This is a genomic window from Paenibacillus sp. J31TS4 (genome assembly GCF_018403265.1).
In the GTDB taxonomy this organism is placed as follows: domain Bacteria; phylum Bacillota; class Bacilli; order Paenibacillales; family NBRC-103111; genus J31TS4.
In genome coordinates, this window is sequence record NZ_BOSI01000007.1 from 1 (window position 1) to 22,333 (window position 22,333).

The 22,333-nt window shown below is 60.9% G+C and carries 16 protein-coding genes and 1 pseudogene; 14 read left to right on the forward strand and 3 right to left on the reverse strand.

Features of this window, described 5'->3' with window-relative positions:
* The 4 genes and pseudogenes from KJS47_RS21100 to KJS47_RS21115 all read left to right on the forward strand — a co-directional run.
* Window positions 1–311 (forward strand): annotated as a pseudogene (locus tag KJS47_RS21100) (carbohydrate ABC transporter permease); the annotation flags it as partial.
* A 62-nt stretch (window positions 312–373) separates the two neighbouring features.
* A complete protein-coding gene (locus KJS47_RS21105; RefSeq protein ID WP_249716630.1) occupies window positions 374–1,990 on the forward strand; it encodes a type 2 periplasmic-binding domain-containing protein in 1,617 nt (538 codons plus the stop codon).
* A 114-nt stretch (window positions 1,991–2,104) separates the two neighbouring features.
* Window positions 2,105–3,112 (forward strand): Gfo/Idh/MocA family protein, encoded by a 1,008-nt coding sequence (locus KJS47_RS21110; protein ID WP_213527448.1) that lies wholly within the window; start codon window positions 2,105–2,107, stop codon window positions 3,110–3,112.
* Window positions 3,113–3,114: 2 nt separating this feature from the next.
* Window positions 3,115–4,098, forward strand: coding sequence for a Gfo/Idh/MocA family protein (locus tag KJS47_RS21115; protein WP_213527450.1), 984 nt, complete (start codon window positions 3,115–3,117; stop codon window positions 4,096–4,098).
* A 262-nt stretch (window positions 4,099–4,360) separates the two neighbouring features.
* Here KJS47_RS21115 and KJS47_RS21120 read toward each other — a convergent pair whose 3' ends face one another.
* Window positions 4,361–5,278: an AraC family transcriptional regulator gene (locus KJS47_RS21120; RefSeq protein WP_213527453.1), complete on the reverse strand. Its 918-nt coding sequence runs from the start codon at window positions 5,276–5,278 to the stop codon at window positions 4,361–4,363.
* A gap of 456 nt (window positions 5,279–5,734) precedes the next feature.
* On the opposite strand from KJS47_RS21120, the gene KJS47_RS21125 reads away from it, so the two are divergent.
* Entirely contained in the window at window positions 5,735–7,339 is a 1,605-nt protein-coding gene (locus KJS47_RS21125; RefSeq protein WP_213527455.1) for a type 2 periplasmic-binding domain-containing protein, read from the forward strand.
* A gap of 107 nt (window positions 7,340–7,446) precedes the next feature.
* On the opposite strand, the gene KJS47_RS21130 is transcribed toward KJS47_RS21125, so the two are convergent.
* On the reverse strand, window positions 7,447–9,615 hold the full coding sequence (locus KJS47_RS21130) for a HelD family protein (protein ID WP_213527457.1): 2,169 nt from the start codon (window positions 9,613–9,615) through the stop codon (window positions 7,447–7,449).
* Between the two features lie 143 nt (window positions 9,616–9,758).
* On the opposite strand from KJS47_RS21130, the gene KJS47_RS21135 reads away from it, so the two are divergent.
* Both KJS47_RS21135 and KJS47_RS21140 read left to right on the forward strand, forming a co-directional pair.
* Window positions 9,759–11,648, forward strand: coding sequence for a hypothetical protein (locus tag KJS47_RS21135; protein ID WP_213527459.1), 1,890 nt, complete (start codon window positions 9,759–9,761; stop codon window positions 11,646–11,648).
* Between the two features lie 26 nt (window positions 11,649–11,674).
* Window positions 11,675–12,352, forward strand: coding sequence for a class I SAM-dependent DNA methyltransferase (locus KJS47_RS21140; RefSeq protein WP_213527461.1), 678 nt, complete (start codon window positions 11,675–11,677; stop codon window positions 12,350–12,352).
* Window positions 12,353–12,555: 203 nt separating this feature from the next.
* On the opposite strand, the gene KJS47_RS21145 is transcribed toward KJS47_RS21140, so the two are convergent.
* Window positions 12,556–13,719 carry an AI-2E family transporter gene (locus KJS47_RS21145; protein ID WP_213527463.1) on the reverse strand — a complete coding sequence of 388 codons (1,164 nt, stop codon included), beginning with the start codon at window positions 13,717–13,719 and terminating at the stop codon, window positions 12,556–12,558.
* A gap of 177 nt (window positions 13,720–13,896) precedes the next feature.
* Between KJS47_RS21145 and KJS47_RS21150 the strand changes: the two genes are divergently transcribed.
* From KJS47_RS21150 to KJS47_RS21180, 7 genes are all read left to right on the forward strand, one after another.
* Window positions 13,897–14,964 (forward strand): acyl-CoA dehydrogenase family protein, encoded by a 1,068-nt coding sequence (locus tag KJS47_RS21150; protein WP_213527465.1) that lies wholly within the window; start codon window positions 13,897–13,899, stop codon window positions 14,962–14,964.
* A gap of 161 nt (window positions 14,965–15,125) precedes the next feature.
* The gene (locus tag KJS47_RS21155; protein ID WP_213527467.1) at window positions 15,126–15,896 is read left to right on the forward strand and encodes a MerR family transcriptional regulator; all 771 of its coding nucleotides are present in this window, start codon (window positions 15,126–15,128) and stop codon (window positions 15,894–15,896) included.
* Between the two features lie 394 nt (window positions 15,897–16,290).
* Window positions 16,291–17,295 carry an inorganic phosphate transporter gene (locus KJS47_RS21160; RefSeq protein ID WP_249716626.1) on the forward strand — a complete coding sequence of 335 codons (1,005 nt, stop codon included), beginning with the start codon at window positions 16,291–16,293 and terminating at the stop codon, window positions 17,293–17,295.
* 190 nt (window positions 17,296–17,485) lie between these two features.
* Window positions 17,486–18,910 (forward strand): RAD55 family ATPase, encoded by a 1,425-nt coding sequence (locus KJS47_RS21165; protein ID WP_213527469.1) that lies wholly within the window; start codon window positions 17,486–17,488, stop codon window positions 18,908–18,910.
* Between the two features lie 33 nt (window positions 18,911–18,943).
* Window positions 18,944–19,195, forward strand: coding sequence for a hypothetical protein (locus KJS47_RS21170; protein WP_213527471.1), 252 nt, complete (start codon window positions 18,944–18,946; stop codon window positions 19,193–19,195).
* Window positions 19,192–21,321 (forward strand): LuxR C-terminal-related transcriptional regulator, encoded by a 2,130-nt coding sequence (locus KJS47_RS21175; RefSeq protein WP_213527473.1) that lies wholly within the window; start codon window positions 19,192–19,194, stop codon window positions 21,319–21,321. The genes KJS47_RS21170 and KJS47_RS21175 overlap by 4 nt, the downstream gene beginning before the upstream one ends.
* A 355-nt stretch (window positions 21,322–21,676) precedes the next feature.
* The gene (locus KJS47_RS21180; RefSeq protein ID WP_213527475.1) at window positions 21,677–22,330 is read left to right on the forward strand and encodes an HD-GYP domain-containing protein; all 654 of its coding nucleotides are present in this window, start codon (window positions 21,677–21,679) and stop codon (window positions 22,328–22,330) included.
* Window positions 22,331–22,333: the final 3 nt, after the last annotated feature.

Genomic DNA, 22,333 nt, shown 5'->3' on the forward strand with positions numbered 1-22,333 from the left:
CGATGCCGATCATCGCGGTCATGATTCTGTTCTACGCGGTCGGGCACTGGAACGCCTTCTTCAACGCCCTCATCTACCTGACCGACCGGGGCAAGTATCCGCTGCAGCTGATTCTGCGGGAGATCCTGATCCAGGGCCAGATGGCGGATATGGTCGACATGGCGGACGACTCGCTCGCCAAGAAGATCATGGAAGTGGAAGTCATCAAGTATGCGGTTGTGGTCATCGCCAATCTGCCGGTGCTGATTCTGTATCCGTTCCTTCAGAAGTACTTCGTGAAGGGCGTTATGATCGGCGCACTGAAAGGCTGATGTAACATAACGATTTAGATTATGGGCTCTTGAGGAAAAAGGGGAGGTCAAAGAAAGTGGCAATGAAGAAATGGACAGCAGCACTGGTAACATCGGCGGTGACCGCTAGTTTGGTGGCGGGCTGCGGAGGCGGAGGCGACGCTTCTGGCGACAGCGGCAAGAAAGGAGAGGCGCAGAACAGCAACCTGAATGCAACGGGCTTTCCGATTGTGAAGGAACCGATCAAGCTGACCTTCTTTACGGGCAAGGCCGCTACCACGGCGAACAACTGGAACGAGACGGTGATTTGGAAGGAATACGCCAAAATGACGAACATCAACGTCGACTTCCAGCTCGTGCCGTTCGACAACCTGACGGAGAAGCGCAACCTCTCCCTGGCGAGCGGCGACTATCCGGACGCGTTCCATACGACCCGAATGACGAATACCGATCTGGTGAAATACGGCTCGCAGGGGACGTTCATCAAGCTGAATGACCTGATCGACAAATATGCGCCGAACCTGAAAAAGATTTTGGACGCAGACCCCTCGATCCGCAAAGGGATTACGATGGCGGACGGCAACATTTACGCATTCCCGCTCATCTACGACCAGCAGTTCACATCTGCTCTTCTTGGCGCGAAGCTCTGGTACAAGAAGGATTGGCTCGACGCGCTCGGCATGAAGGAGCCGACGACGCTGGACGAATTCTACGAGTATCTGAAAGCGGTTAAGAATACCGACCTGAACAAGAACGGCAAAGCCGATGAGATCGGCTACGGCGGCGTCGGCTATGCTGATCTGCTCAACAAGCTGAAGGGCAGCTTCGGTCTCATGAACCGCGGCACCGCTCAGCCGAACGTGGACATGGATCCGAAGACGAACGAGCTGCGCTTTGTCCCGACAGCGCCGGAGTACAAGGAAATGCTTCAGTACGTCAACAAGCTTACGAAGGAAGGCTTGATTGAAAAGGAAATCACCACGATCAAGAGCAACCAGTTCTATGCGAAGGGCGCTGAGGGCGTCTACGGTTCGATGGTGACCACGAGCCCGTACACCCTCATGAAGCAGACCACCTACGTCGGAATGCCGATGCTGAAGGGACCGAACGGCCAGGACAAGTTCACGGCCATCCGTTCTCCGCTCGTTCAGACAGGCGCATTCGTCATTACGGACAAGAACAAGAATCCGGAGGCGACCGTCCGCTGGATGGATTACTTCTACAGCGAAGAGGGTAACAAGATGTTCTTCATGGGCATCAAGGACCAGTCGTATACGGAGACGGCAGACGGCAAAGTCCAGTACACGGATGAGATCACGAAGAACCCGCAGGGGCTGACGCTCGAGCAAGCAGTCGTCAAGTATGTGACCTGGCCGGGCGGCAGCTACCCAGGCATCGTACGCCAGAAATTCTTCGCGGGCGCTGAGGCGCTGCCGGAATCGATCGAAGCGGCGAAGAAGGTCGAGCCGAACCTGATCAAGGACATTTGGCCGCCGTTCAGCTTCACCGACGCAGAGAACGAGAAGCTGATCACGCTGCAGAACGATATTCACACGTACGTGACCGAGATGGAGACCAAGTTCATTACCGGAACGATTCCGTTCACCGAGTGGGACAACTATGTGGCGACCATCAAAAAGATGGGAGTCGACGAATATCTTAAGATCTACAAAGCAGGCTACGACCGCTATAAAAAATAAAAGAAAGCGTTCTATCTTGCTCCAAACAATGGTATAATCACAACGGAAAAGGAGGCTGCGCCTCCTTTTCCTATTCGGACCTTAAATTACAGGAATCATGGGAGGGACCAGTCAATGAAAGTCGCCGTTATCGGCTGCGGAGGGATGGGGAGAACCCACGCAAGCGACTATGCGAAGATGCCCGGAGCCGAGCTAGCCGCGGTCGTCGATTTCATGGAGGAAGCAGCCAAGTCTGCCGCGGAAGCGTACGGAACGCAAGCCTACACCGATTTTGACCAGATGCTCGACGAGGTTGATCCGGATGTAGTGGATATTTGCCTGCCGACTTACCTGCATAAGGAGTACGTCATTCGTGCGGCCAATCGCGGGAAGCACGTCATCTGCGAGAAGCCGATCGCTCCGACAAAGGAAGACGCCCAAGAAATGATCGACGTATGCCGCAAACAAGGCGTCCGCCTATTTGTCGCACACGTCGTTCGTTTTTTCCCGAACTATCTGGACATCAGCCGCAAGGTCGAAAGCGGTGCTATCGGCAAGGTAGGCGTCGTCAACGCCAAGCGGAGGGGCGGCCATCCGGGCCGGACGCGTCCGTGGTATAACGACCGGGCCAAAACCGGCAGCGTGATCATGGATCTGATGATTCACGACATAGACTTTCTGCGTGGCATGCTTGGAGAGGTCAGCTCGGTATACGCCATGAGCCGGCTGACCGAGCATATGGAATATACCCTCGTGACGCTGCGCTTCGAGCAAGGGGCCATCGCCAACATCGAAGGCTTCTGGGGCTACCCCGGCAGCTTCACGACGGCCATCGAAGTGGCTGGCTCAGAGGGCATTATCCGCTTCGACAGTGAGACAACCTCGACGGTGAAGATTCGCAAAATCGCCGAGACGGAGGGGGCCGCTCCCGTCGTCGTCTCTGCCGACCGGAGTCCGACTCTCCATGATCCTTATTACTATGAACTGGAGCACTTCCTGTCGTGCATTCGCACCGGGGAAGAGGCTCGCGTAACAGCGGAGGACGGCCTGAAGGCGATCGAGATCTGCCTGGCAGCCGTCGAATCGGCAGAGACCGGACAGCCGGTGACCTTCGGGTCGGACAGCAAGGCGGGGAGGGAATAGAAATGAACCACGTTAAAGTTGGAATGATCAGCTTCGCGCATGGACATGCCTTCAGCTACTTGCGGGGGCTGCTGGAGCTGCCGAATGTTACGGTTACCGGGATCGCCGACGAAGTCCGCGATCGTGTCGCCGGCGTCGTCGAGAAGCACGGACTGGCGTATTACGAGGATTACCGCGAGCTGCTGAAGACGGATATCGACGCTGTCGTCATTTGCTCCGAGAACGTGCATCACGCCCAGCAGACCATCGACTCCGCGAACGCGGGCAAGCATGTGCTGTGCGAAAAGCCGCTCGGCATCTCCACGGAGGAGATGCAGCGGATGATCGACGTCTGCCGCGAGAAGGGCGTCCAGCTGATGACCGCGTTTCCGTGCCGCTACATAACGGCTGTTCTCGATGCGAAGGCCGCCATTGAGCGGGGAGAGATCGGCGAGATTCTCGCGATCAAGGGAACGAACCGCGGCACGATGCCAGGCAGCTGGTTCATCGAGCCAGAGCTGTCCGGCGGTGGCGCTGTCCTCGATCATACCGTACACGTCATGGACCTGATGAACTGGTTCCTGGACAGCCCGGTTGCCGAGGTATATGCAGAGGCCGGTACGTTCTTCCACGATATCAAGGTAGACGATTCGGGCATGGTCCATGTGAAGTTCGAGAACGGCGTCATCGCCGCGCTCGACACCAGCTGGTCCCGCCCCAAAATGTTCCCGACCTGGGGCGACGTGACGATGGAGATCGTCGGTACCAAGGGCGTCGTCAGCATCGATTCGTTCAACCAGAAGAACGAAGTGTTCAGCAATCTCGCCGCCAAGCCGACCTACAGCGGATGGGGAGACAGCATGGACGGCCGTCTGGTCGAAGGCTTCGTGAACGCCATCGCGAACGGCACGCCGGTACCGATTACCGGTGAGGATGGCTTGAAGTCGGCGCAGGTAGCACTGGCTGCTTATGAGTCCATCGCCCAGAAGAAAGCGATCAAGCTTTAAGAGACCGGCTGCCTGCCCGTTCCCCGTTGAACCAAGGTCCGGACACTAACCCAAAAAGACCAGAGCGCTTGGCGCTCTGGTCTTTTTGTCGTTGTCGGACATTGGATGGAGTCCAGGGACGGATGGCGAGGCGGGCGATGGAGGAAGGCCGGGTAACCCGACGGTACAGCAGGGATGTCCGAAGTGCGCTGGCGTAACCGAGCGGCCTCCGGGGCACCCGGCATAACTGCGGGAGCGGGGCGTGCCTCCCTGGCTCCCCGGTCTAGCCCGCCGGATGCTGCTTCCCGCCTGCGAGCTCGGGTATGCCGGCGACGAACGCCTGGCGGTATTCGCTTGGCGTCTGGCCCTTCAGCTCCTTGAATACCCTCGAGAACGTCCGAAACGAGTCGAAGCCGACTTCGGTAGCGATTTCCGATACCGTCATCTGTGTCGTAATCAAGAGACTCGAGGCGCGCCGGATGCGCAGGGCGTGCAGATAAGCGAGGAAGCTTTGGCCGACCTGCTCCTTGAAGGTCCGGCTCAAATACGGGACACTGAGGCCGAACCGGCGGGACAGGTCCTCCAGGGTCATATGGTCAAGGTAATGGGTATGCACATATTGAATGATGGCCCAGATCGCCCGGCGGGATTCGGGACCGCTCGGCGCCGATTCGGCCGATTCGCCATTCCGGTTCGCCCGGAGATAGAGCAGCAGTGCTTCGATGAGCTTCGCGCGGATGCAGCTGTTCTTCCCGACGCGGTCGCCCCGGTGCTCCTCAAGCATCTGGGTGCAGAGGATACGCAGCGTATCCGCCTGCTCGGGGGGCAGATCGACGTAGGAGGACAGCGTCTCGCCTGCCTTCAGGAGGAGACTGCCGAGCTCGGCATCTACGGACGATCCGAACAGCAGGCTGATATCGAACATGCAGCAGAACACCTTGATCGGCGTCCCCGGATCGCTGTAGATTTCGTGAATATGATGCGGCAGCAGGAACGAGACCGTCCCCGGCTTCATCGGATGCTTGCGGCCGTTAATGATCTCGGTTCCGCTGCCTTCGATAACAAACGACAGCTCGACGAAATCGTGGTGATGAAGCGGGACGCTTGGCTGGATCGTATTGATCGAGATATAAAAAGGAAACTGTCCCCGTTTGATATTCGCGTGCGACAAGGCATCCTGATAGACGGGATAAAGAGCCATGCGATTCCCTCCTGTTAACGCTTCCAACGATCGGCCGGAATGAAGGGCGGCTGCGGATAAGGGTGGGGGCCGATTTGGTCTTAGTGTACCATAGGGGACCGTGGGAGGGGGAGAGGAATTACACAACTTTAAGCGGAAAAGGAAGCGGGCGAACGGACGACCTTAATAGGTCTTTAATCGCAGAATCCGCCATAATTGGCATGTCTATATAAAAATTGACTCTCTCATTCGGTTTCGCTCCCTTATCATAAATATGTAACAGGTATATGACCAGTTCATATGTTTGCGTCCATCCCTCATGCAGCGGCAGAGAGACAACTGTTACCTCAACTTGTAAGCGGTTTCTAACGCAGCATGGCAGGGTCTATCCGCCGCCGATCCAATCCACTGGGCGCACGCAAGGATAGGAAGAGGGCAGCCTGTCAGTACACTTATTTTTTGGGGAGGTCATCCGGTTTGAAGACATTTCGAGCAGCGTCGGCTGTGTTGTTGGCGTCGTCATTGGCACTGAGTGCATGCGGAAGCGATACGGGCAAGGACACGAATACGAATACATCCACTTCCTCGCCCGGAGCAAGCACCAACAGCAAGGAAAAATTGACCCTGAATTGGATGTGGGTCGTGAACAACTCGTCCGCCAAGCTGCCTGCGGCCGACAAGGATTTTGTCAGGAAGGCGATTGAAGAGAAGTTCAACGTGACGATCAACCTGGAGTATATGGTCTTCGGAACCGACTATACCAACAAGCTCAATCTTAAGCTGAGCGGCGGCGACGCGCCGGATATGTTCATGGCGGGCGGACAGGAATCCAACAAGTACATTCTCGACAAAGTATCGGCCGACCTGACCAAGTACGTCACTCCCCAGAACATGCCCAATTACTTCAAATCGTGGATCACGGAGCCCGAGATGAAGCGTTATCAGGTGCAGGATGTCTTTATGCGCGCGCCCGTTCCGTTTATGAAATCGCAGTACTTCTCCTATTACGTCCGGAAGGATTGGCTGGATAAGCTCGGCCTCAAGATCCCCGAGACCTACGACGAGATGATTAACGTCATGAAGGCGTTCACGCTCAACGACCCGGATGGCAACGGCAAGAACGATACGTACGGCTTCTCGGCTGCCGGCAACGGCGCCAGCGTTCCGGGCGATTTCCCCGAGTGGTTCTCGAACGGCATGGCAGGCGGCCTGTATCTCGAAAACGACCAATTCATCGACCGGGGCAGCGATCTGCGCACCGGCAAAGTACTCGACGATATCCGCAAGACCATCGCGGCCAAGATCGTAGACCCCGACTGGTATCTCAACAAGCCTGGTCAACAGCTGGAGAAGGCGCAAACGGGCAAAGTGGGCATCTTCTACTCCGCTACGCGCGAAATCGCATTCGACAATGCGGCGGTCAGCGTGCAGAAGAAGACCAAGGAGATTACCGGCGTCCAGACGGCCGACTGGCAGCCGTTCCACATCGCGGCCAAAACCGGTGTCGGCACCGAGGTGCTCCCGGGTACGCCGTTCATGTTCAGCGCCAAGGCGTCCGACGAGAAGATCAAGCGCTCTATCGAGATCCTTGACTGGCTCAGCTCACCCGAAGGGTTTCTGCTGACGAACTACGGCCAGGAAGGCGTGCATTACAAGAAGAACGGCAACCGGATCGAAATTCAGGCCGATGCCTATAAGAAGGACATCGTCGACAATGGCAGCTTCCTGGACGTCTGGGGCGCCTTCACCCCGAACGAGCCGGAGCGTCTCGGCATGGAGCTGATCGACCCGAACGAGACGGACCACGACCGCGCCATCCTGGCGAAGCTGCGCTCGTACAAGTATATTCCGTCTATCGGCACCAACGTAGCGCCCCCGACCGGAACGGATCTGTCCGCCTTCCGGAAGCAGATGAACCTGTTTCATACGAAGGTTCTGTTCGACGAGAAGGATTCTTCCAACTGGCCCAAGTACCGGGCAGAGCTGATGGAGAAATACGGCGGCAAAGCCATCTTCGAAGGGTACGCTGAGCAGATTTCGAAAGCTCTCGGCAAAACCTACACCTTCAAGGCCGCAAACTAACCGGCGTCTGCCGATACGGCCGGTCCGGGAAGGCGGGCCCGGAGGCCGCCGCCCGCAAAAACACCCCCGCCAGCCGGCGGGGGTGTTTTTGCTTGATTTGAAGTTCGTTAGAGGGACGCGGCAGCCGCGGTCTCGGCGACGTCGGCTCCGGCGTCCCGGATGAGACGCGTAGGCGAGCCTTCGTAGACGACCCATAGATCGTGCAGCGCCCGGGTGCAGCCGACGTAGAGCAGCTTGCCGTCCTGCGGATCGGCCGCGTAGTGAGCTTCGTCGGCGTCGACGAGCACAACCGCGTCGAACTCCAGCCCTTTGGCGAGGTAGACGGGGAGGACGGACAGTCCGCCCCGGTACTCCCGCTGGCCGGCCTGGATCAGCGACGGCTCACGGCCCGCCGCCTCGAGGGCGGCATGCAGCTCACGGCTGCGCTTCTCGGAGCGAGTCATCACCGCGATCGTCTCGGCCGGCCCCTCGGCCAGCTTCGCGAGAATGGCCAGCACCTGCGCGGCGGTCCCGCCTCGGGATGCGGGCACCAGCTTAACCTTGTCGCCGCTTCGGAAGACGGGAACCGCTTGCGGGAAGTCGCCGCCGCTGTTCGCCAGAACCTGATTCGCGAACCGGATGATCTCCATCGTCGACCGGTAGCTGCGGTCGAGCTGATAGTAGGCCGACTGCCCGTCGCCGAACACGGCGGCAAACTCATCCCAGGAGATGATGCCCTGGTACCCGTGAATCCCCTGCGACAGGTCGCCGAGGATGGTGAAGGAGCTCCCTTTGGTATGGCGGTCCAGCAGCGCCACCTGGAACGGCGAGAAGTCCTGCGCTTCGTCGATCACCGTATGATCGAACGTGTCGTTGCCGCCTATGCCCTCGAAGCGGTCCCGGATATAGACGAGCGGGGCCAGGTCCTCCCACTGCGCCTGCTTCTTCTTGAGCGTCTTGGCGGTTTCCTCGGCGACGGTCTCCGGAATGCGGCTCAGCAGCTCCTCAGGGAAGGAGAGCGTGCGCTTGGCGGGGCGGAACAGCTGGGTATAGAAAGTGAGCGGACTCGGCGCCGGCCACGCCTTGGCGTAGGCGCGCAGCCGGGCGGAAGCCTTCGCCTTCTTGTCCTTGCGGCGAACCGGATCGGCCATCTGCTCCAGCTGCATCTCCAGCCATCGCTTGATCCGGGCAAGCGTCCGTTCTCTCCGCTTCGCGAGAGGGTAATGCTTGTTCTCGACGGTGAACCAGCGGCGGATGAGCGAGACCGGCAGGACGAGATCCTCGGCAGCCTCGAAGTCGGCATCGGGCAGGAAGACGGCCTCGTAATGATCGAGGCAGGCATCCAGCAGCTCGCGGAAGGCGAGCGCTCCCTTGAACCGGCCCGGCGTCTCGTCGGTAATGGCCGGACGGTCCGTGCCCGAAGCGAACCAGTACGCGTGCGTCTTGGCGGGGTCCGCCAGCTTGACCTCATGGTCCAGCTGCTCGAGCGCCCAGTCGGTGAACGTCGTCTGCTGGATGTCCCCGACGCCCAGCTCGGGCAGGACGCCGGAGATGTAGTCGAGGAACATGCTGTTCGGAGCAAAAATGATCATCCGCTCGGCCCGAATCTGCTCCCGGTATTGGTAGAGCAGATAGGCGAGCCGGTGCAGGGCGACGGTCGTCTTGCCGCTTCCCGCCACGCCCTGGATGAGCAGCGCCTGGTTCTTGACCGCCCGGATGATGCTGTCCTGCTCCGACTGAATCGTCGAGACGATGTCCCGCAGCCGGTTGTCCTTGTTCTCGCCGAGCCGGTAGAGCAAGAACTCGTCCGCCACCGCCAGGTTGTCGCCGCCGCGGGTATACGTATCGACGACCCGCTGAAGCAGCTGCTTGCGGATAACCAGATTGCGCTTCAGGTAGACCAGCCCTTCGACGAGGCCTTCGGGCGAGTCGTAGGAGGCGGCGTCGGCTCCTCCGGTGAACGAATAGAACAGGCTGGCCACCGGAGCGCGCCAGTCGATGACAAGCGGCTGTCCGGTCGCGCGGTTCTCCACGCCGACCTTGCCGATGTAGAGCGGAGCTGGGGCCTCGCTGTCCTTCTCCTGCCAATCCAGCCGGCCGAAGTACGGCTCCGGCCGGGCTCTCGCCAGGCTTCGGCGTCCGTTCTCGCGAATCGATTCCAGCACCTGCTCGGTGAGGTCGGTGCCGTAATAGCGCGGAATCGCCTCCAGCTCGCGAAGCTGGTCGTCGATCAGCCGGGTCACTTGATCCAGCTGATCCAGTTCCTCTTGATATGCGCTTTGCCTCTCGGTGTCCACAACATGTCCCTCCGTTCGGTATCGATTTGATGCGTGCCCGTGAAATGGGAAAGGTTTACAATATAGCACAAGCTGCAGGGTTGTGCAAGGGAGAGTTTGCGGCCCGCCGTCTCCCGTACGCCCCAAAAAAAGGAGCGATCCCCATGAGCGATCTGAGAAGCAGAATGCAGGCCATCTTGCAGGAGTTTACCGGCGTCTTGGAGCATTGGAAGCAGGAAGACGGTACGCTTCCCGACCCCTATGAAACGATCTACAGCGAGAATTACGCACCGGCCAACGCGGCGGTCGTCTATGCCTCGGCCTACCGCGGCAGCGGCCGGGCGGAGCATCTGGCGGGCTGCATAGGGCTGGTCCGCCGGTCTGTCGAGCTGCTCCAAGACCGGAGCGTGTCTCCGTTTTGCCGCGTCTTTCTCTTTCATTATAGCCTGATGGCGCTTTTGCTCCTTCCCGAGCGGGAGCGGGCGGAAGAGGCGCCTGCCTTCGCGGCCTTCTATGCGGCTTACGAGGACGACTGCCGCACGCTCAATACCAACTGCGCCGCGCTTCAATGGGGGATGGAGCTGTATCTGGAGGCGCTGGGGTACCGGCAGGCGGACTCCGAGCGCCTCGCCAAGCTGCTGCGGCATGTAGAGGAGGCGCAGATGGAGTCGGGCTTTGTGAACGACGAGAAGGACGAAGCCGGAGAGAAGGACGGCATGCCGATCGCCTATCATGCGTTCACCTTGTTCCTGCTGCTGTCTCCGCTGGCGCTGATCTCCGAACCCAAGCCGGAGCATGTCCCTTTGTTCCGTCGTGCCGGGGATGTTATCGCCAAAGGTGTCGCCTGGTTCCGGAGGACCGTCACCACCGACGGCACGTTCGCCATGACGCAGCGGAGCAGCTATCAGATGTTCACCTGGGGAGCCGGTTCTGCTCTCCTCGCCGCCTTTGGAAAGGAGGACGAGCGGCTTCGCCACCGGATGCTGGACAGCTGGCTCGCATACAAGAAGCCGGACGGCAGCTACAGCTGTACGCCGAACTTCTGGCCGCATCAGCTGAGGGTCGGCTATGAGAGCTACACGCACGTCAACATGTACAATTGCCTAGGGATGACCGGCATTGCGCTGGCAGCTCTGCTCGAGGAGAACGAGGAGAGGCGTTCCGTCGGAACGGACACGGGGGCTGCGGGCGCAAGGTGCATCATAGAGTGGTATGAAGACGGAGAAAAGGGCGCTTCTGGAGATAAAGGTGCTGCCGAAGCAGAAGACGCAGTGGGGAGCAACGGCGGCGCCGGGCATCACGGAGCGATCGGAGCCGCTATCGGCAGACCGGACGGCCCCGGGGAGCCGGAGGACGGCCTGTTCCTCGACGAGGCTAGCGGTTACGCCTTCGTCCGCCGGGGAGAGCGGTTCTTCGGCTGCACGCTGCGGATGCACAGCTGGGGCTATACGCCCGCGATGCAGGGCTTCCACTACCGGGCAGGGGAGATTCGGCTTCCGCTGGCAGAGCCGCGGTTCGCGAGAGCCTCGCCGCGGGAGTCGCTTTGGGAGGGCGTGCTGATCGAGCTCGGCGATGGCCGATTGGAATATCCTTCGGGAACCGAGAATGTACCTGCGGCTGCCGCCGACGAAGGGCTCCGCCTAGTCTGGTCAACCGAGCATGTGCGCGTGGAAAAAGAGATCCGGGTGGAGCCCGGCGGCTTCGCCTGGGCGTACCGGCTGACGGCGCTGGCGCCCCTCGTCTCGGTCCGCCAGTATGTCCCGCTGCTCGTCCATGACGGCGAAGAGGGCATCCGGGCGGCAGCTGCCGGCAGAGGAGTCATCCGGCTGAGCTACAGAGGCCGGCGCTTCGTTCTCGCCTGCGACGGACCGGGTGAGCTGGAGCTGTCGCTGGCGAGGTCCACCGCCTCCGTCTCCGGAATAGCCGCCAGCGCCGTCGTGACCCTGCCGGGAAGTATGGAGATAGGAGACAGCACGGTCTGGACGACCCGGCTCAGCTGGGACAGAGGGCCGATTCGGGAAGAGTTGGACCGCGGCGGCATAGTCATTCAATAGCGGTATAGGAGAGGAGGGCAAAGCAGATGGCTCAGTATGACGCATTCGCGGAGCAGTATAACGAGATGGTCGAGACGGGACGGTCCGAAGCCGCCTACCGGTACGTGCTGGAGCAGCTTCGCCCGCTCGGACTCGAGGGGATGCAAGGGTGTGACATCGGCTGCGGCCAGGGAGAGCTCGCCGTCCGGCTGGAACGGCTGGGCGCCGCGATGACGGGCGTCGATCTGAGCGGCCGGCTGCTGGACTACGCCCGGCGGAAGTCCGGCGGGACAGCATGGGTGCAGGACGATGCGATGACGCTTGCCTCCCTGCCGGACGGGGCGTATGACTTCTCCGTCTCCTGCGTGATGCTGGTCGACGTGCCGGATCACCGCAGCGTCTTCGCGGCGGCCTCCCGCATCCTTAAACCGGGCGGCACGTTCGTATGGATCATTACGCACCCTTGCTTCCAGTCGCCGTTTAGCGCCCCGGAGGGCGACGGCTCTCGCCGAATTCGCGAGTACACGCCCCAATTCTGGATCTCATCCGGCACCGGCACGATCCGCTCCACGGTGGGGGCCTATCATCGGCCGCTGGCGGACTACGTGAATAGCTTCCTCGAAGCAGGCTTCACGCTGCTGCGGGTCGACGAGCCGGCACGACCCGATGCCGCCGTCGATCGGCTGCCGCTTTACTTCGGCGCGATTGGCCGCAAGCCGCTTTGAATGCGGAACGGGCGGCCAGAAACGGATCAGCTGGAGCCGGAGCGAGCTATCCGTCTCGACTAGGCCGGAGTACCCCGAGAGCGAGGAAGCCGCGCCAACTCGCGGAACACGGCTCAAGACACCGAAAAAGCCCGGAGACAGCGCCGTTAGGCGCCTGCTCCAGGCTTTTTTATTGCGGAAGCGTGGCCAAAGCCCGATTGTCGTCAGATCTTCGGCTTGATCGGGTTGTTCAGGTCATCATCGTACAGATGGGACCGAATCTTGAACCAATGGAACAAGTGGGTGCAGATGACCTTGAGCACCGCATACCCAGGCACCGCTAGAATGATGCCGACGATGCCGAACAGGTTCCCCGCCGTCAGGATGACGAAGATGATCGTCACCGGGTGAATCTCGAGCGTCTTGCCCATAATCTGCGGCGAGATGAATTTGCCCTCGATCAGCTGCACGATCGTCCAGATGACGATCATCTTGAGCAGCATGACCGGGGACGTGACGATCGCCACGATGAGCGCCGGCGTAATGGCAATCGCGGGGCCGAGATACGGCACGACGCTCGTGCAGGCTGCGATGATGGCGAGCACGAGGGAGTAGTCCAGCCCGATGATCAGATAGCCGATGTAGAGCAGGAAGCCGATGCAGAAGCTCACGATGATCTGGCCGCGGATGTACGAGCTGATTTGGTGGTTCATCTCGGTCATGACCCGGTTCGTCTGCCGCCGGAGGGACACCGGGACGAAAGCGAGAATGTAGCGCGGCAGCTTCTTGCCGTCTTTGAGCAGGTAGAACAGAATGAATGGAACGGTGACGATCGCGAGCAGCGTCTCAGTGAGCGCGCCCAGAAAGCCGCCAATGCTGGTGCCGGCCGTCTTGAGAATGGTCGTCACCCGCTCGGTCACCGTACTCATCCAATCGGTCGAATCCAGATGAATCGCCTGCTGCAGCTGGGCGATGATGGTACTGCCGGTCATTTCCTCGAACTGCTCTTGAATCTCCTCGATATACTTGGGCACGTTCTGCATCAGGCTGACGACCTGCTTCTGGATGAGCGGAATGACCGTCATGATGACGACGGTCAGAATGCAGGCGATCAGCAGGTAGAGCAGCAGGATGGCATAGCCCCGCTTGACGCCCCGTCTCTCGAGACGGTCGACCAGCGGATTGAGCAGGTAGTACACGATGCCGGTCAGAATGAGGGGAAGCAGAACCGTCTTGACCAGCACAATAAAAGGGAGAAAGACGAATGGGATTTTGTTCAGCACCCAAATATTCAGGCCGATTAACAAGAGAATGAGGAGAAACAAGACAAATCTGTTGTTCAGAAACAGCCATTTGAACCGATCCGTTCGATTGCCGGGACTCCCCATCGTGGCGAGGACCTCCTTGTGAAAAATAAGCTACTTTGAGAATACCTATTTTTGGCCGCCGGAACAAGTTCCTGCGAAAGACGGAACCCGCAGGGAGCCCGCCCGCTGAGGCAAACAAGACAGGCGCCGCGCCTCCTTTTGCAGTAAAATAGAGACAGAATTACGGGAGGGATAGACATGTGGGGTTGGGAAGAAGGAATCCGGGAGCGGCTGCGGGAGCAGGCAGACCGGATCGAGCAGGCGGGTGAGCTGCCCGTCTGGGTATTGGATTGGCTGTACAAGGAGCGGCTGTTCAAGCTGTTCGTACCGGAAGAGCTCGGCGGGCGGATGGCCCCGCTGCCGGAGGCGTTCCGGGTCTTCGAGGAGGTATCCCGGGCGGACGGCAACGCCGGCTGGCTCGTGACGATCGGGGCGGGCGGTGGGGTCTTCGCGCCGGCCATGACGCCTGAGACGGCAAGAGAGGTATTCGAGCGCCGGGAGGCGGTCATCGCGGGCAGCGGCATGCCGACCGGCACCGCCGTGCCGGTAGAGGGCGGCTACCAGGTGAGCGGGCGGTGGAAATACTGCAGCGGAGCGCCATACGCTACCACGTTCACGGCCAATTGTGTCATCGACCGCGGAGAAGGAGTGCCGGCCGGAGAGATCCGGTCGTTCGCCTTCCGTCCCGAGCAGGTGACGATTCGGGAGGATTGGGCGAGCTTCGGGCTGAAGGCAACCGGCAGCCATACGATCGAGGTGACGGACCAGTTCGTGCCGGAGGAGCGGACCTTCGACTTGACCGCGCCGCCGGCGCCCGGGACGGATCCGCTGTACCGGTATCCGTTCCTGCCGTTCGCGCAAGGATCGTTCGCGGCGGTCGGGCTTGGTATTGCCCGGCATTACCTGGAGGAGGCCGGACGGTTCGTGGAGCGCAGCCGGGACGGATGGGAGGCGGCAAAACCGGGGCGCGCGGACCGGACCGCCGAAGCGATTCGGGAAGCGGAAGCCCTTCTCGACGCCGCAGCTCGAGTCTATTACGAAGCGGTGGAGCGGACATGGGAGCGGGTCGTAGAGGCTGGAGCGCTGACGGACGAGGAACAGAGCGAGGTATCGGCAGCCTGCAAGGCGATGGGCCGGACGGCGCGGGAGACGGCCCAGGCCGTATTCCCGAAGCTCGGCATGGCCGCATTGATGGAAGGAACGGCACTGAACCGGACGTGGCGAGACCTGCACACCGCCTGCCAGCACAGCCTGCTGGCGGAATAGGGCCGTTTCGTTCTCTCCACTTGCCCGCCTGGACCCCGATCTCTCGGCAGGCATGTATCGGACTCGAACCGTTACCGCGCTAATGTCCCGGCACGCCCGCAATATTAGGGATTGACTCTCCCGTTACGTGAGGCCTTATGCTGAATCCAGGAGGTGAGGAGATGGCTTATCTGGTGAAGGAAGTGGCGACGCTCGTCGGCATCAGCGTCCGGACGCTCCATCATTACGATGAGATCGGCCTCCTGAAGCCGGGCTCGGTCAGCCCGGCGGGCTACCGGCTCTATAAGGAGCGGGAGCTCGAGCGGCTGCAGCAGATTCTGCTCTTTCGGGAGCTGGGCGTTCCGCTGCAGGAGATCCGGCAGATCATCGACCGGCCGGACTTCGACCGCAAGCAGGCGCTGGCCGCCCACCGGGAGCTGCTGCTCGAGAAGCAGCGCCGGCTGGCTGCCATTGTGGCGACGCTGGACCGAACGATCGAGGCAATGGAAGGGGGAAGGACAATGAGCGGGAAAGACATGTTCGAAGGGTTCGACGAAACTCCGTTCGAGGAGCACAAGCGCAAGTATGCGGCGGAAGCGCGGGAGCGCTACGGAGAAGCGGCCGTCGAAGCGGCGGAGGAGCGGGCGGCCGCCTACGGACCGAACGATTGGGCGTTCATAAAAGAGCGGATGGAGCGCAATTATGCCGCGATCATCGAGGCGATGGACGGGGGCCCGGGAGATCCGCGGGTGCAGGAAGCAGTAGCGGATCTGCGGCAGGGCATCACCGATACGTTCTACGACTGCACGCCGGACATTTTCCGGGGGCTCGGAGACCTGTATGTGCAGGATGAGCGATTCACTGCCAATATCGACAAATACAAGGAAGGGCTCGCCGCTTTTTTGCGGGAGGCTATCCACGTATACTGTGACCGTCTGGCCGAACAGGAGTAGGCAGCGGCAGTAAGCAAAGACACCCGTCCGGCCCGGACGGGTGTCTTTGCGTTTGGCCGCCGGCTTGCCGAGGACCCGGTTATGGACACATTCTGGTCCTTTACAGAGGCCGATACCTGGATGGATAATAGGAGCGGTTTGCGCGAACGAACCGGTACAGGAATGATCTTCTTGTTTTAGGAAATTGAATCCATGGGTATAAATTGTAGAGGAACCAAGTGAAGCGATTGCAGTTGAAAAATGCCGATTTCCCGGTGATTTCCGCGGATTTTGCGTAACTTTTTCGGAAGTTCTGTGGTATGATTTCTAGTGGCAAATCGGAACGGAATCCCGCCCTGCAGGCCCGCTCGCTGCCGACCGTTTGACTGGACAAGCTATCCTAGGAGGTCCTCCCTTGAGTGCTTTGACTATCTTGATCATCATCGTGTTTCTTGCTCTGGTTTTTGACTTCATCAACGGGTTTCACGACACGGCCAATGCGATCGCCACGTCCATTTCGACCAAAGCGCTGACGCCTCGCGTCGCCATCATGATGGCGGCGGTGCTTAACTTCCTTGGAGCGATCTTGTTCGAAGGGGTGGCGAAGAATATCGGGGGGAGCATCGCGAACCCGATGAATATTAACCACGGCATGGAAATCGTCATCGCCGCGCTCATCTCCGCTATCGTGTGGAACCTGGTGACCTGGTATTTCGGCATCCCGTCCTCCTCCTCGCACACGCTGATCGGCTCGCTGGCGGGAGCGGTGGCCGCCGGTGCGGGCCTTGCTTCGATCAACTGGTCCGGTTTCAACAAAATTCTGCTTGTTCTCGTCCTGTCGCCGGTGGTGGCGTTCCTGGTCGGCTTTGTCGTGCTGCACATCATCCGCTGGATCGTGCTGCTCCTCGGCAACCGGTCGCCGAGCAAGGTGAACCGGAATTTCCGGCTGCTGCAGATTGTGTCCGCGGCTGCGCAGGCGTTTTCGCACGGCTCCAACGACGCCCAGAAGGCGATGGGGATTATCGTGTTCGCCCTCATGGCGGGGAACTTCCAGACGGAGCTGCACGTCCCCTTGTGGGTTAAGATTGCTGCGGCGACCGCGATGGGGCTTGGAACCGCATCCGGCGGGATGCGGATCATCAAGACGGTCGGCAAGAAGCTGTTCAAGCTCGAGCCGATGAACGGATTCGCCTCGGACGTCACTTCGACGATCGTTCTCCAGACGGCGACGCATTTTGGCATGCCGCTCTCCACGACGCATGTCATCACCTCGTCGATCATCGGAACGGGCACCGCAATCCGGCCCAAATCGGTCAACTGGAGCACGGTCGGGCGTATGATCATGACGTGGGTCATCACGATCCCGATCTCGTTTGTCCTGGCGTTTCTCATTTTCAAGCTGATGTTCTTCTGGCTCTAGAGCCGATACGAGAGGGCGGCCGCCTGCAGCAGGCCGCTTTTTTTGTTTGCCCGTTGCGTGTGGCCCGGTTCGGCGGCCAGATTCGGGTCTATCGGTCGATGGGACTTTATTGTCGAAATATGGTAAAGTAGGACTGATTATTTCAACGAGATTTGTGCGGAAGTCTACATAGAGAGAAGGTGAGCCGGACATGAACTTGGTGTCCTCCGGTATCGATGGGTTCGACGATATCCTGAACGGCGGCATCCCCCGCGGCTCGACGGTAATCGTGGAAGGAGCGCCGGGGACGGGCAAGACGACGCTCGGCATGCAGTTTTTGTACAACGGGGCCGTCCGCGAAGGAGAGGCAGGCCTCTACATAACGTTCGAGGAGCTGCCCGAGCAGCTGTACCGGGATATGGCGGCGTTCGGCTGGGAGCTGAAGCGGCTGGAAAAAGAAAACCGGCTGCGCGTCCTCTGCATGTCACCCGGGCTGCTGCTTGAGCAGATGACGGAGCCGGGAGGCCTGTTCGAGCAGCTGCTGAAAGAGATTGGCTGCCGTCGGGTCGTCATCGACAGCATCAGTCTGTACCGATACGACGCCGGGGAGCGGGAAAACCTCCGCCAGACGCTGTACGGACTGCGCACCGTTCTTCGCAAGCACCGGCTGACCTCTCTGCTGCTGCGGGAGGAGACGGAGCAAAGCGGCGGAGAGCCGCCCTTTGAGAACTATCTGTTCGACGGGGTCGTTCGTCTCGCGCTGCGGCCGCATATGGGCAAGTTCCGGATGCGCACGCTGGAGGTGCTCAAGATGCGGGGGCGTCCCATCTGCGAAGGTGAGCACGCTTACCGGATTCTGGATGAGGGCATCCATGTCGTGCCAGCCCGCTCGATGCTGGAGGATGTCGCGCTGCTGAAGCAATCCGACCAGGTGGCGACCGGGATCGGCCGGCTGGACCAGCTGTTCGGCGGCGGCGTGCCGAGGGGAACGGTGCTTCTGGTCGACACGAACAGCAAGGCCAACTACAAGTATCTCGTCGGCGCGATCGTTGCGAGCCATCTGCATCAGGGAGATAAGCTGCTGGCCATGCTGTCCAGCTTCAACACGCCGGGCGACAATGAGCGGCTGCTCGCCCTGTACGGCATCTCGATGGCGGACAAGGCGGCCGCCCGCGATGTTTGGTATATCGAGCAGTACGACCGCCATTACCCCGAGGCGGTCCAGCCGCAGGTGCTCGATGCAAGCTGCCTCGATAACGAAGCGTATCGGAGCTGGCAGCGCGAAAAGCTGTTTCCGATCCTGAAGGAAGGGCTGGAGCAAGGCCGCCGGTGGTTCCTATATTACGACCTGAACACGATCTTCGCGGAGCGGGGACGGGACTATGTCCTGAAGACGCTTCCCTCCGAGACGGCGATGGCGCGCTCGTACGGCATGACCGTCATGCTGCTGTGCAACTTCTCCGAGATCGGCGAGGAGACGTCGTCGTTTCTTGAGCGGACCTCGAACGCAGTGGTGCGGACCTGGGTGGACGGAGCCTACCAATTCGCCCAGGTAACCAAGTCGCCGACCGGCAAAATCTCCGAGCCGCTGCTCGTCGAGAACGTAGCCGCTTATCCCTTCATCCGGCTCGTCTAGCGGCCGGCATTCGCGAATCCTTAGGAGGTATTCATGCGCGACGAACTTACGCTCCGGCTGCAGCTGGAGTGCACGCTGTTTTTTGAAGCCAATCCCTATACGCTCGAGTCCGTCCAGGGACTCGCGCTCCGGCTCGGCCGCAGACCCGACCATCTGGAAACGATTCTAGGCCGCCTTGTGGAGCTCGCCATCCTCGAACGGCTGGGAGAGGGACAGCGCGCCATCTACCGCTACATCCAGCCGGCGGTCGCGGCTGATTCCGATCTCGAGTGGGCTCGCCCATGAGCCAGCTGCAGACGGTTCAGGATGCGTTCGCGGCGCTGACCGGTCTCGGTCTGGCGATCACCGACAGCGAGGGCGCCCTGCTCACGAAGCCCTCCGGCCGGGAGGACTGGCTGTCCCGGCTGCTGGCGGAAGAGGATGGCGCGCCAAGGCTGCTGCAGGAGCTCGCCGGGATCTGGAAGAGCGGCAGGCCCGGGAGTCCGGCGCTCGATTATGAGATCGAGGCCGGGGTGAAGCTGGCTGCGGTTCCGATTCCCGCTGATACGGGCAAGGCGGGCATCGTCTGGGGAGCGTTCTTCGCAGAAGCGCGGATGAGCAAGGCGCTGCAGGACTATGAAGCGCACAGCGGCAGGCAGGAAGGGAGCTGGGCGACGCTTCGAGCCGAGCTGCCGCTGCTGAACGCGGGAGAGAAGCACCGGCTGCTGGAGCAGCTCTCGCGCTTCGCGCAGACGGCCAGCCTTCTGCTTCGCCAGGACGACGGGGACGCAGCGGGCGGAAAACGGCACCAGGCCCACCTCATCCGGGAGGCGGCGCAGCTGGTGGACAAGCCGGGTTTCCGGCTGATGGACGCGCTGCGGCTGCTCAAGCAGGCCGACCGGAGCCTCGGCTTCGTCGGCTATGCGCACCGGGCGGAGGCGATGCGCTTCCAGATTGCCGACCTGGTCGGCGAGCAGGCGGCGGGGCTGCTCGGCACCTCGTTCTCCCTCGGCGAAGGGTTCCTCGGCCAGGCGGCGACGACCGGGCAGCCGGCGCGCTGGACGGAGATGGAGCGCGATCCCCGCTCTGTCTTCTTCTCCCGGCTCGGCATCCGGCCGCATACGCTTTACGCTTTTCCGGTGCTGCTGGAGCAGTCCGTGCGCGGCGTCCTGTTCGCCGGCACCGTACGGGAGGAAACGGCGGGAGAGGAGGTCTACGAGCTCGGCCAGACCTTCGCCTCCCTCCTCGGCGCCCGCCAGGTGGTGGACATGCTCCGGGATGAGCGGAACAAACATTACATACGATTGACCATGATGATGGAGATCGCGCGGACGCTGACGCTCGTCGAGGAGAGAAAACGGGCGATGTTCATCCTCATCGACATGAGCGTCAATCTGTTCGAGAGCCCCTACGCCGCCGTCTTCCTGCGCCAGCCGTCTGGCAAGGCGCAGGTCGTCTCGCGGGGACTCCCGCAGCGGGAGGCCGAAGCCCGGCTCCGCGACATCGTGCCGCGGTACGAGGGTTTCCAGGAGGACGAGCTGTCGGCCGATCTGGTAACCATGCGGGAGCGGGAAGGCGTACGCTACCTGGAGTGCCCCCTCGTCAGCAAGGGGAAATTCCTCGGCGTCTTCCTGATCGGGCTGAAGCGCCCGACCGACGAGGCGGACGCCCGTGAGCTGTTCCTCAGCCTCGCAATGATGGGCAGCGCCGCGCTCGTGCGGATCGCGGAGAGGGAGCGCCAGCAGGGGCCGAGCGTCGTCCAGCTGCTGCACCGCACGGTCAAGCAGTGGAATCCCGAGGCGTACAGCCACACGCTCGAGGCCAAGGAGCTCGGCGCCGCGTTCGCCAAGGAGCGGGGCCTGTCCGCCGAGGAGACCGAGCGGATCGGCGACGCCTGCTGCCTCGCCCCGCTGGAGGGCGAGATTATACGGGAGTGGATCGGCGATCCGGGGCTATTGCACGTTCTGAACGAGATGCGAGAGATCGTCAAGGCCGCGGGCGAGCAGCCGGTTTCGCAGGCCGACGCCGCGTTCGGCGAGGCCAGCCAGATCGTTGTGCTAGCGCTCGGCAGCGCCGGTTACGCGTTCAAGGCCGGCCGGCATCCGCTCGGTGCGGTGTCTCCCGCGCTCCGGAAGCGGTTCGAGGCGTTCCGGGAACGGCGGGAGACGCTGGAGCTGGAGCTGTCCCTGGAGGGACCGGTGGACGTCAAGGAGCCGGTCAAGAGCATGAAAGAGCTCGGTCTGTCGTCGCGGGAGCAGGAGGTACTCCGCCTGGTGGCGACCGGCCGGAGCAACCGGGAGATTGCCGAGACGCTGTTCATCAGCGAGCATACGGTCAAGAACCATATGACCAACATCTTTCAGAAGCTGGGCGTGACGGACCGGTCACAGCTGATCGCGCTCGTGTACCAGCGCGGATACGGGCAGAATTAGCAGCTGGTCCGACCTGGAGAGCTCAATAGGAAGACCGAGAGCATTTGAAGGAACGGGGCCTCGTTAGAAGATCGTATAGCAGGATCGATAGGAAGAATAGGACAACGAATCGGACAGCCGAATGTCGCGCGGGGCGCGGGTTCGGCTGTTTTGCCGTTTGGGCGGGGAGGACAGGCTCCCGGAGGGGAATCGCGAGTAGGAAATAGGTGTGATAGCGTTCCGGCAAAAGCTGGGTAAAGAATAAGAAAGAACGGGGATACCGCATAAAGCGACAGTAATAGACAATAGAGACAAAGAGATCGACAACATAGAAGCGAGCAGCCATTCGATAGATAGGGAAAGGGGAGACGAGACCATGACCTACTCACCTCCGGTAAACGAGATCAAGAGCATGTCCGACATGTTCTGCTTGGACAACCCCCAGACGGCTTTTTTGCTTAAACGGATGAAACAGGCGGATGCCCGCCTTCATGAGCAGGCGACGCGGACAGCGTATTACGCTCTGCTGATCGCCCAGTACCTGAACATGGACGACAACGAACAGGAGGTGCTGTACCGCACCGCCCTGCTGATGGACATCGGACGCCTGCGGCTCGGCGACAGGGAGCTGCAGGGCGAGGACGAGGAAGCGGAGCGGCGCGTCCGGCTGCACCCCACGTACAGCTGGGGCCTGCTGGAGCCGCTCATCGTAAGAGGTCTTGTGGACGGCGAGGCGGTGCTGCAGCACCACGAGAACCTGGATGGCACGGGCTTCCCGTTCGAGAAGACGTGGAAGGACATCACGCTCAATGCCCGCATTCTGCGCGTTGCCGATACGTTCGCCTCGATAACCGGCTACGACCGGCGGCTCGGCAGGACGGTGCGGATCGAGGAGGCGCTTGAGGAGCTGAACCGCTGGGCGGATGTCATGTACGACGAGGATCTGGTGAACCTGATGCTGCACATTTACGGCCCCGGCCTCAAAAAAGACAAACACACCCCGCTGCGCAAAGTGTCGCACAAGCGCTAGACC

Excerpts from the sequence above, each read along its gene's own strand:
- KJS47_RS21150 (WP_213527465.1), top strand. The coding sequence starts at position 13,897 with ATGTGGGGTTGGGAAGAAGGAATCCGGGAGCGGCTGCGGGAGCAGGCA.
- KJS47_RS21120 (WP_213527453.1), bottom strand. The coding sequence starts at position 5,278 with ATGGCTCTTTATCCCGTCTATCAGGATGCCTTGTCGCACGCGAATATC.
- KJS47_RS21140 (WP_213527461.1), top strand. The coding sequence starts at position 11,675 with ATGGCTCAGTATGACGCATTCGCGGAGCAGTATAACGAGATGGTCGAG.
- KJS47_RS21135 (WP_213527459.1), top strand. The coding sequence starts at position 9,759 with ATGAGCGATCTGAGAAGCAGAATGCAGGCCATCTTGCAGGAGTTTACC.
- KJS47_RS21105 (WP_249716630.1), top strand. The coding sequence starts at position 374 with ATGAAGAAATGGACAGCAGCACTGGTAACATCGGCGGTGACCGCTAGT.
- KJS47_RS21110 (WP_213527448.1), top strand. The coding sequence starts at position 2,105 with ATGAAAGTCGCCGTTATCGGCTGCGGAGGGATGGGGAGAACCCACGCA.
- KJS47_RS21145 (WP_213527463.1), bottom strand. The coding sequence starts at position 13,719 with ATGGGGAGTCCCGGCAATCGAACGGATCGGTTCAAATGGCTGTTTCTG.
- KJS47_RS21155 (WP_213527467.1), top strand. The coding sequence starts at position 15,126 with ATGGCTTATCTGGTGAAGGAAGTGGCGACGCTCGTCGGCATCAGCGTC.
- KJS47_RS21115 (WP_213527450.1), top strand. The coding sequence starts at position 3,115 with ATGAACCACGTTAAAGTTGGAATGATCAGCTTCGCGCATGGACATGCC.
- KJS47_RS21175 (WP_213527473.1), top strand. The coding sequence starts at position 19,192 with ATGAGCCAGCTGCAGACGGTTCAGGATGCGTTCGCGGCGCTGACCGGT.
- KJS47_RS21170 (WP_213527471.1), top strand. The coding sequence starts at position 18,944 with ATGCGCGACGAACTTACGCTCCGGCTGCAGCTGGAGTGCACGCTGTTT.
- KJS47_RS21165 (WP_213527469.1), top strand. The coding sequence starts at position 17,486 with ATGAACTTGGTGTCCTCCGGTATCGATGGGTTCGACGATATCCTGAAC.
- KJS47_RS21180 (WP_213527475.1), top strand. The coding sequence starts at position 21,677 with ATGACCTACTCACCTCCGGTAAACGAGATCAAGAGCATGTCCGACATG.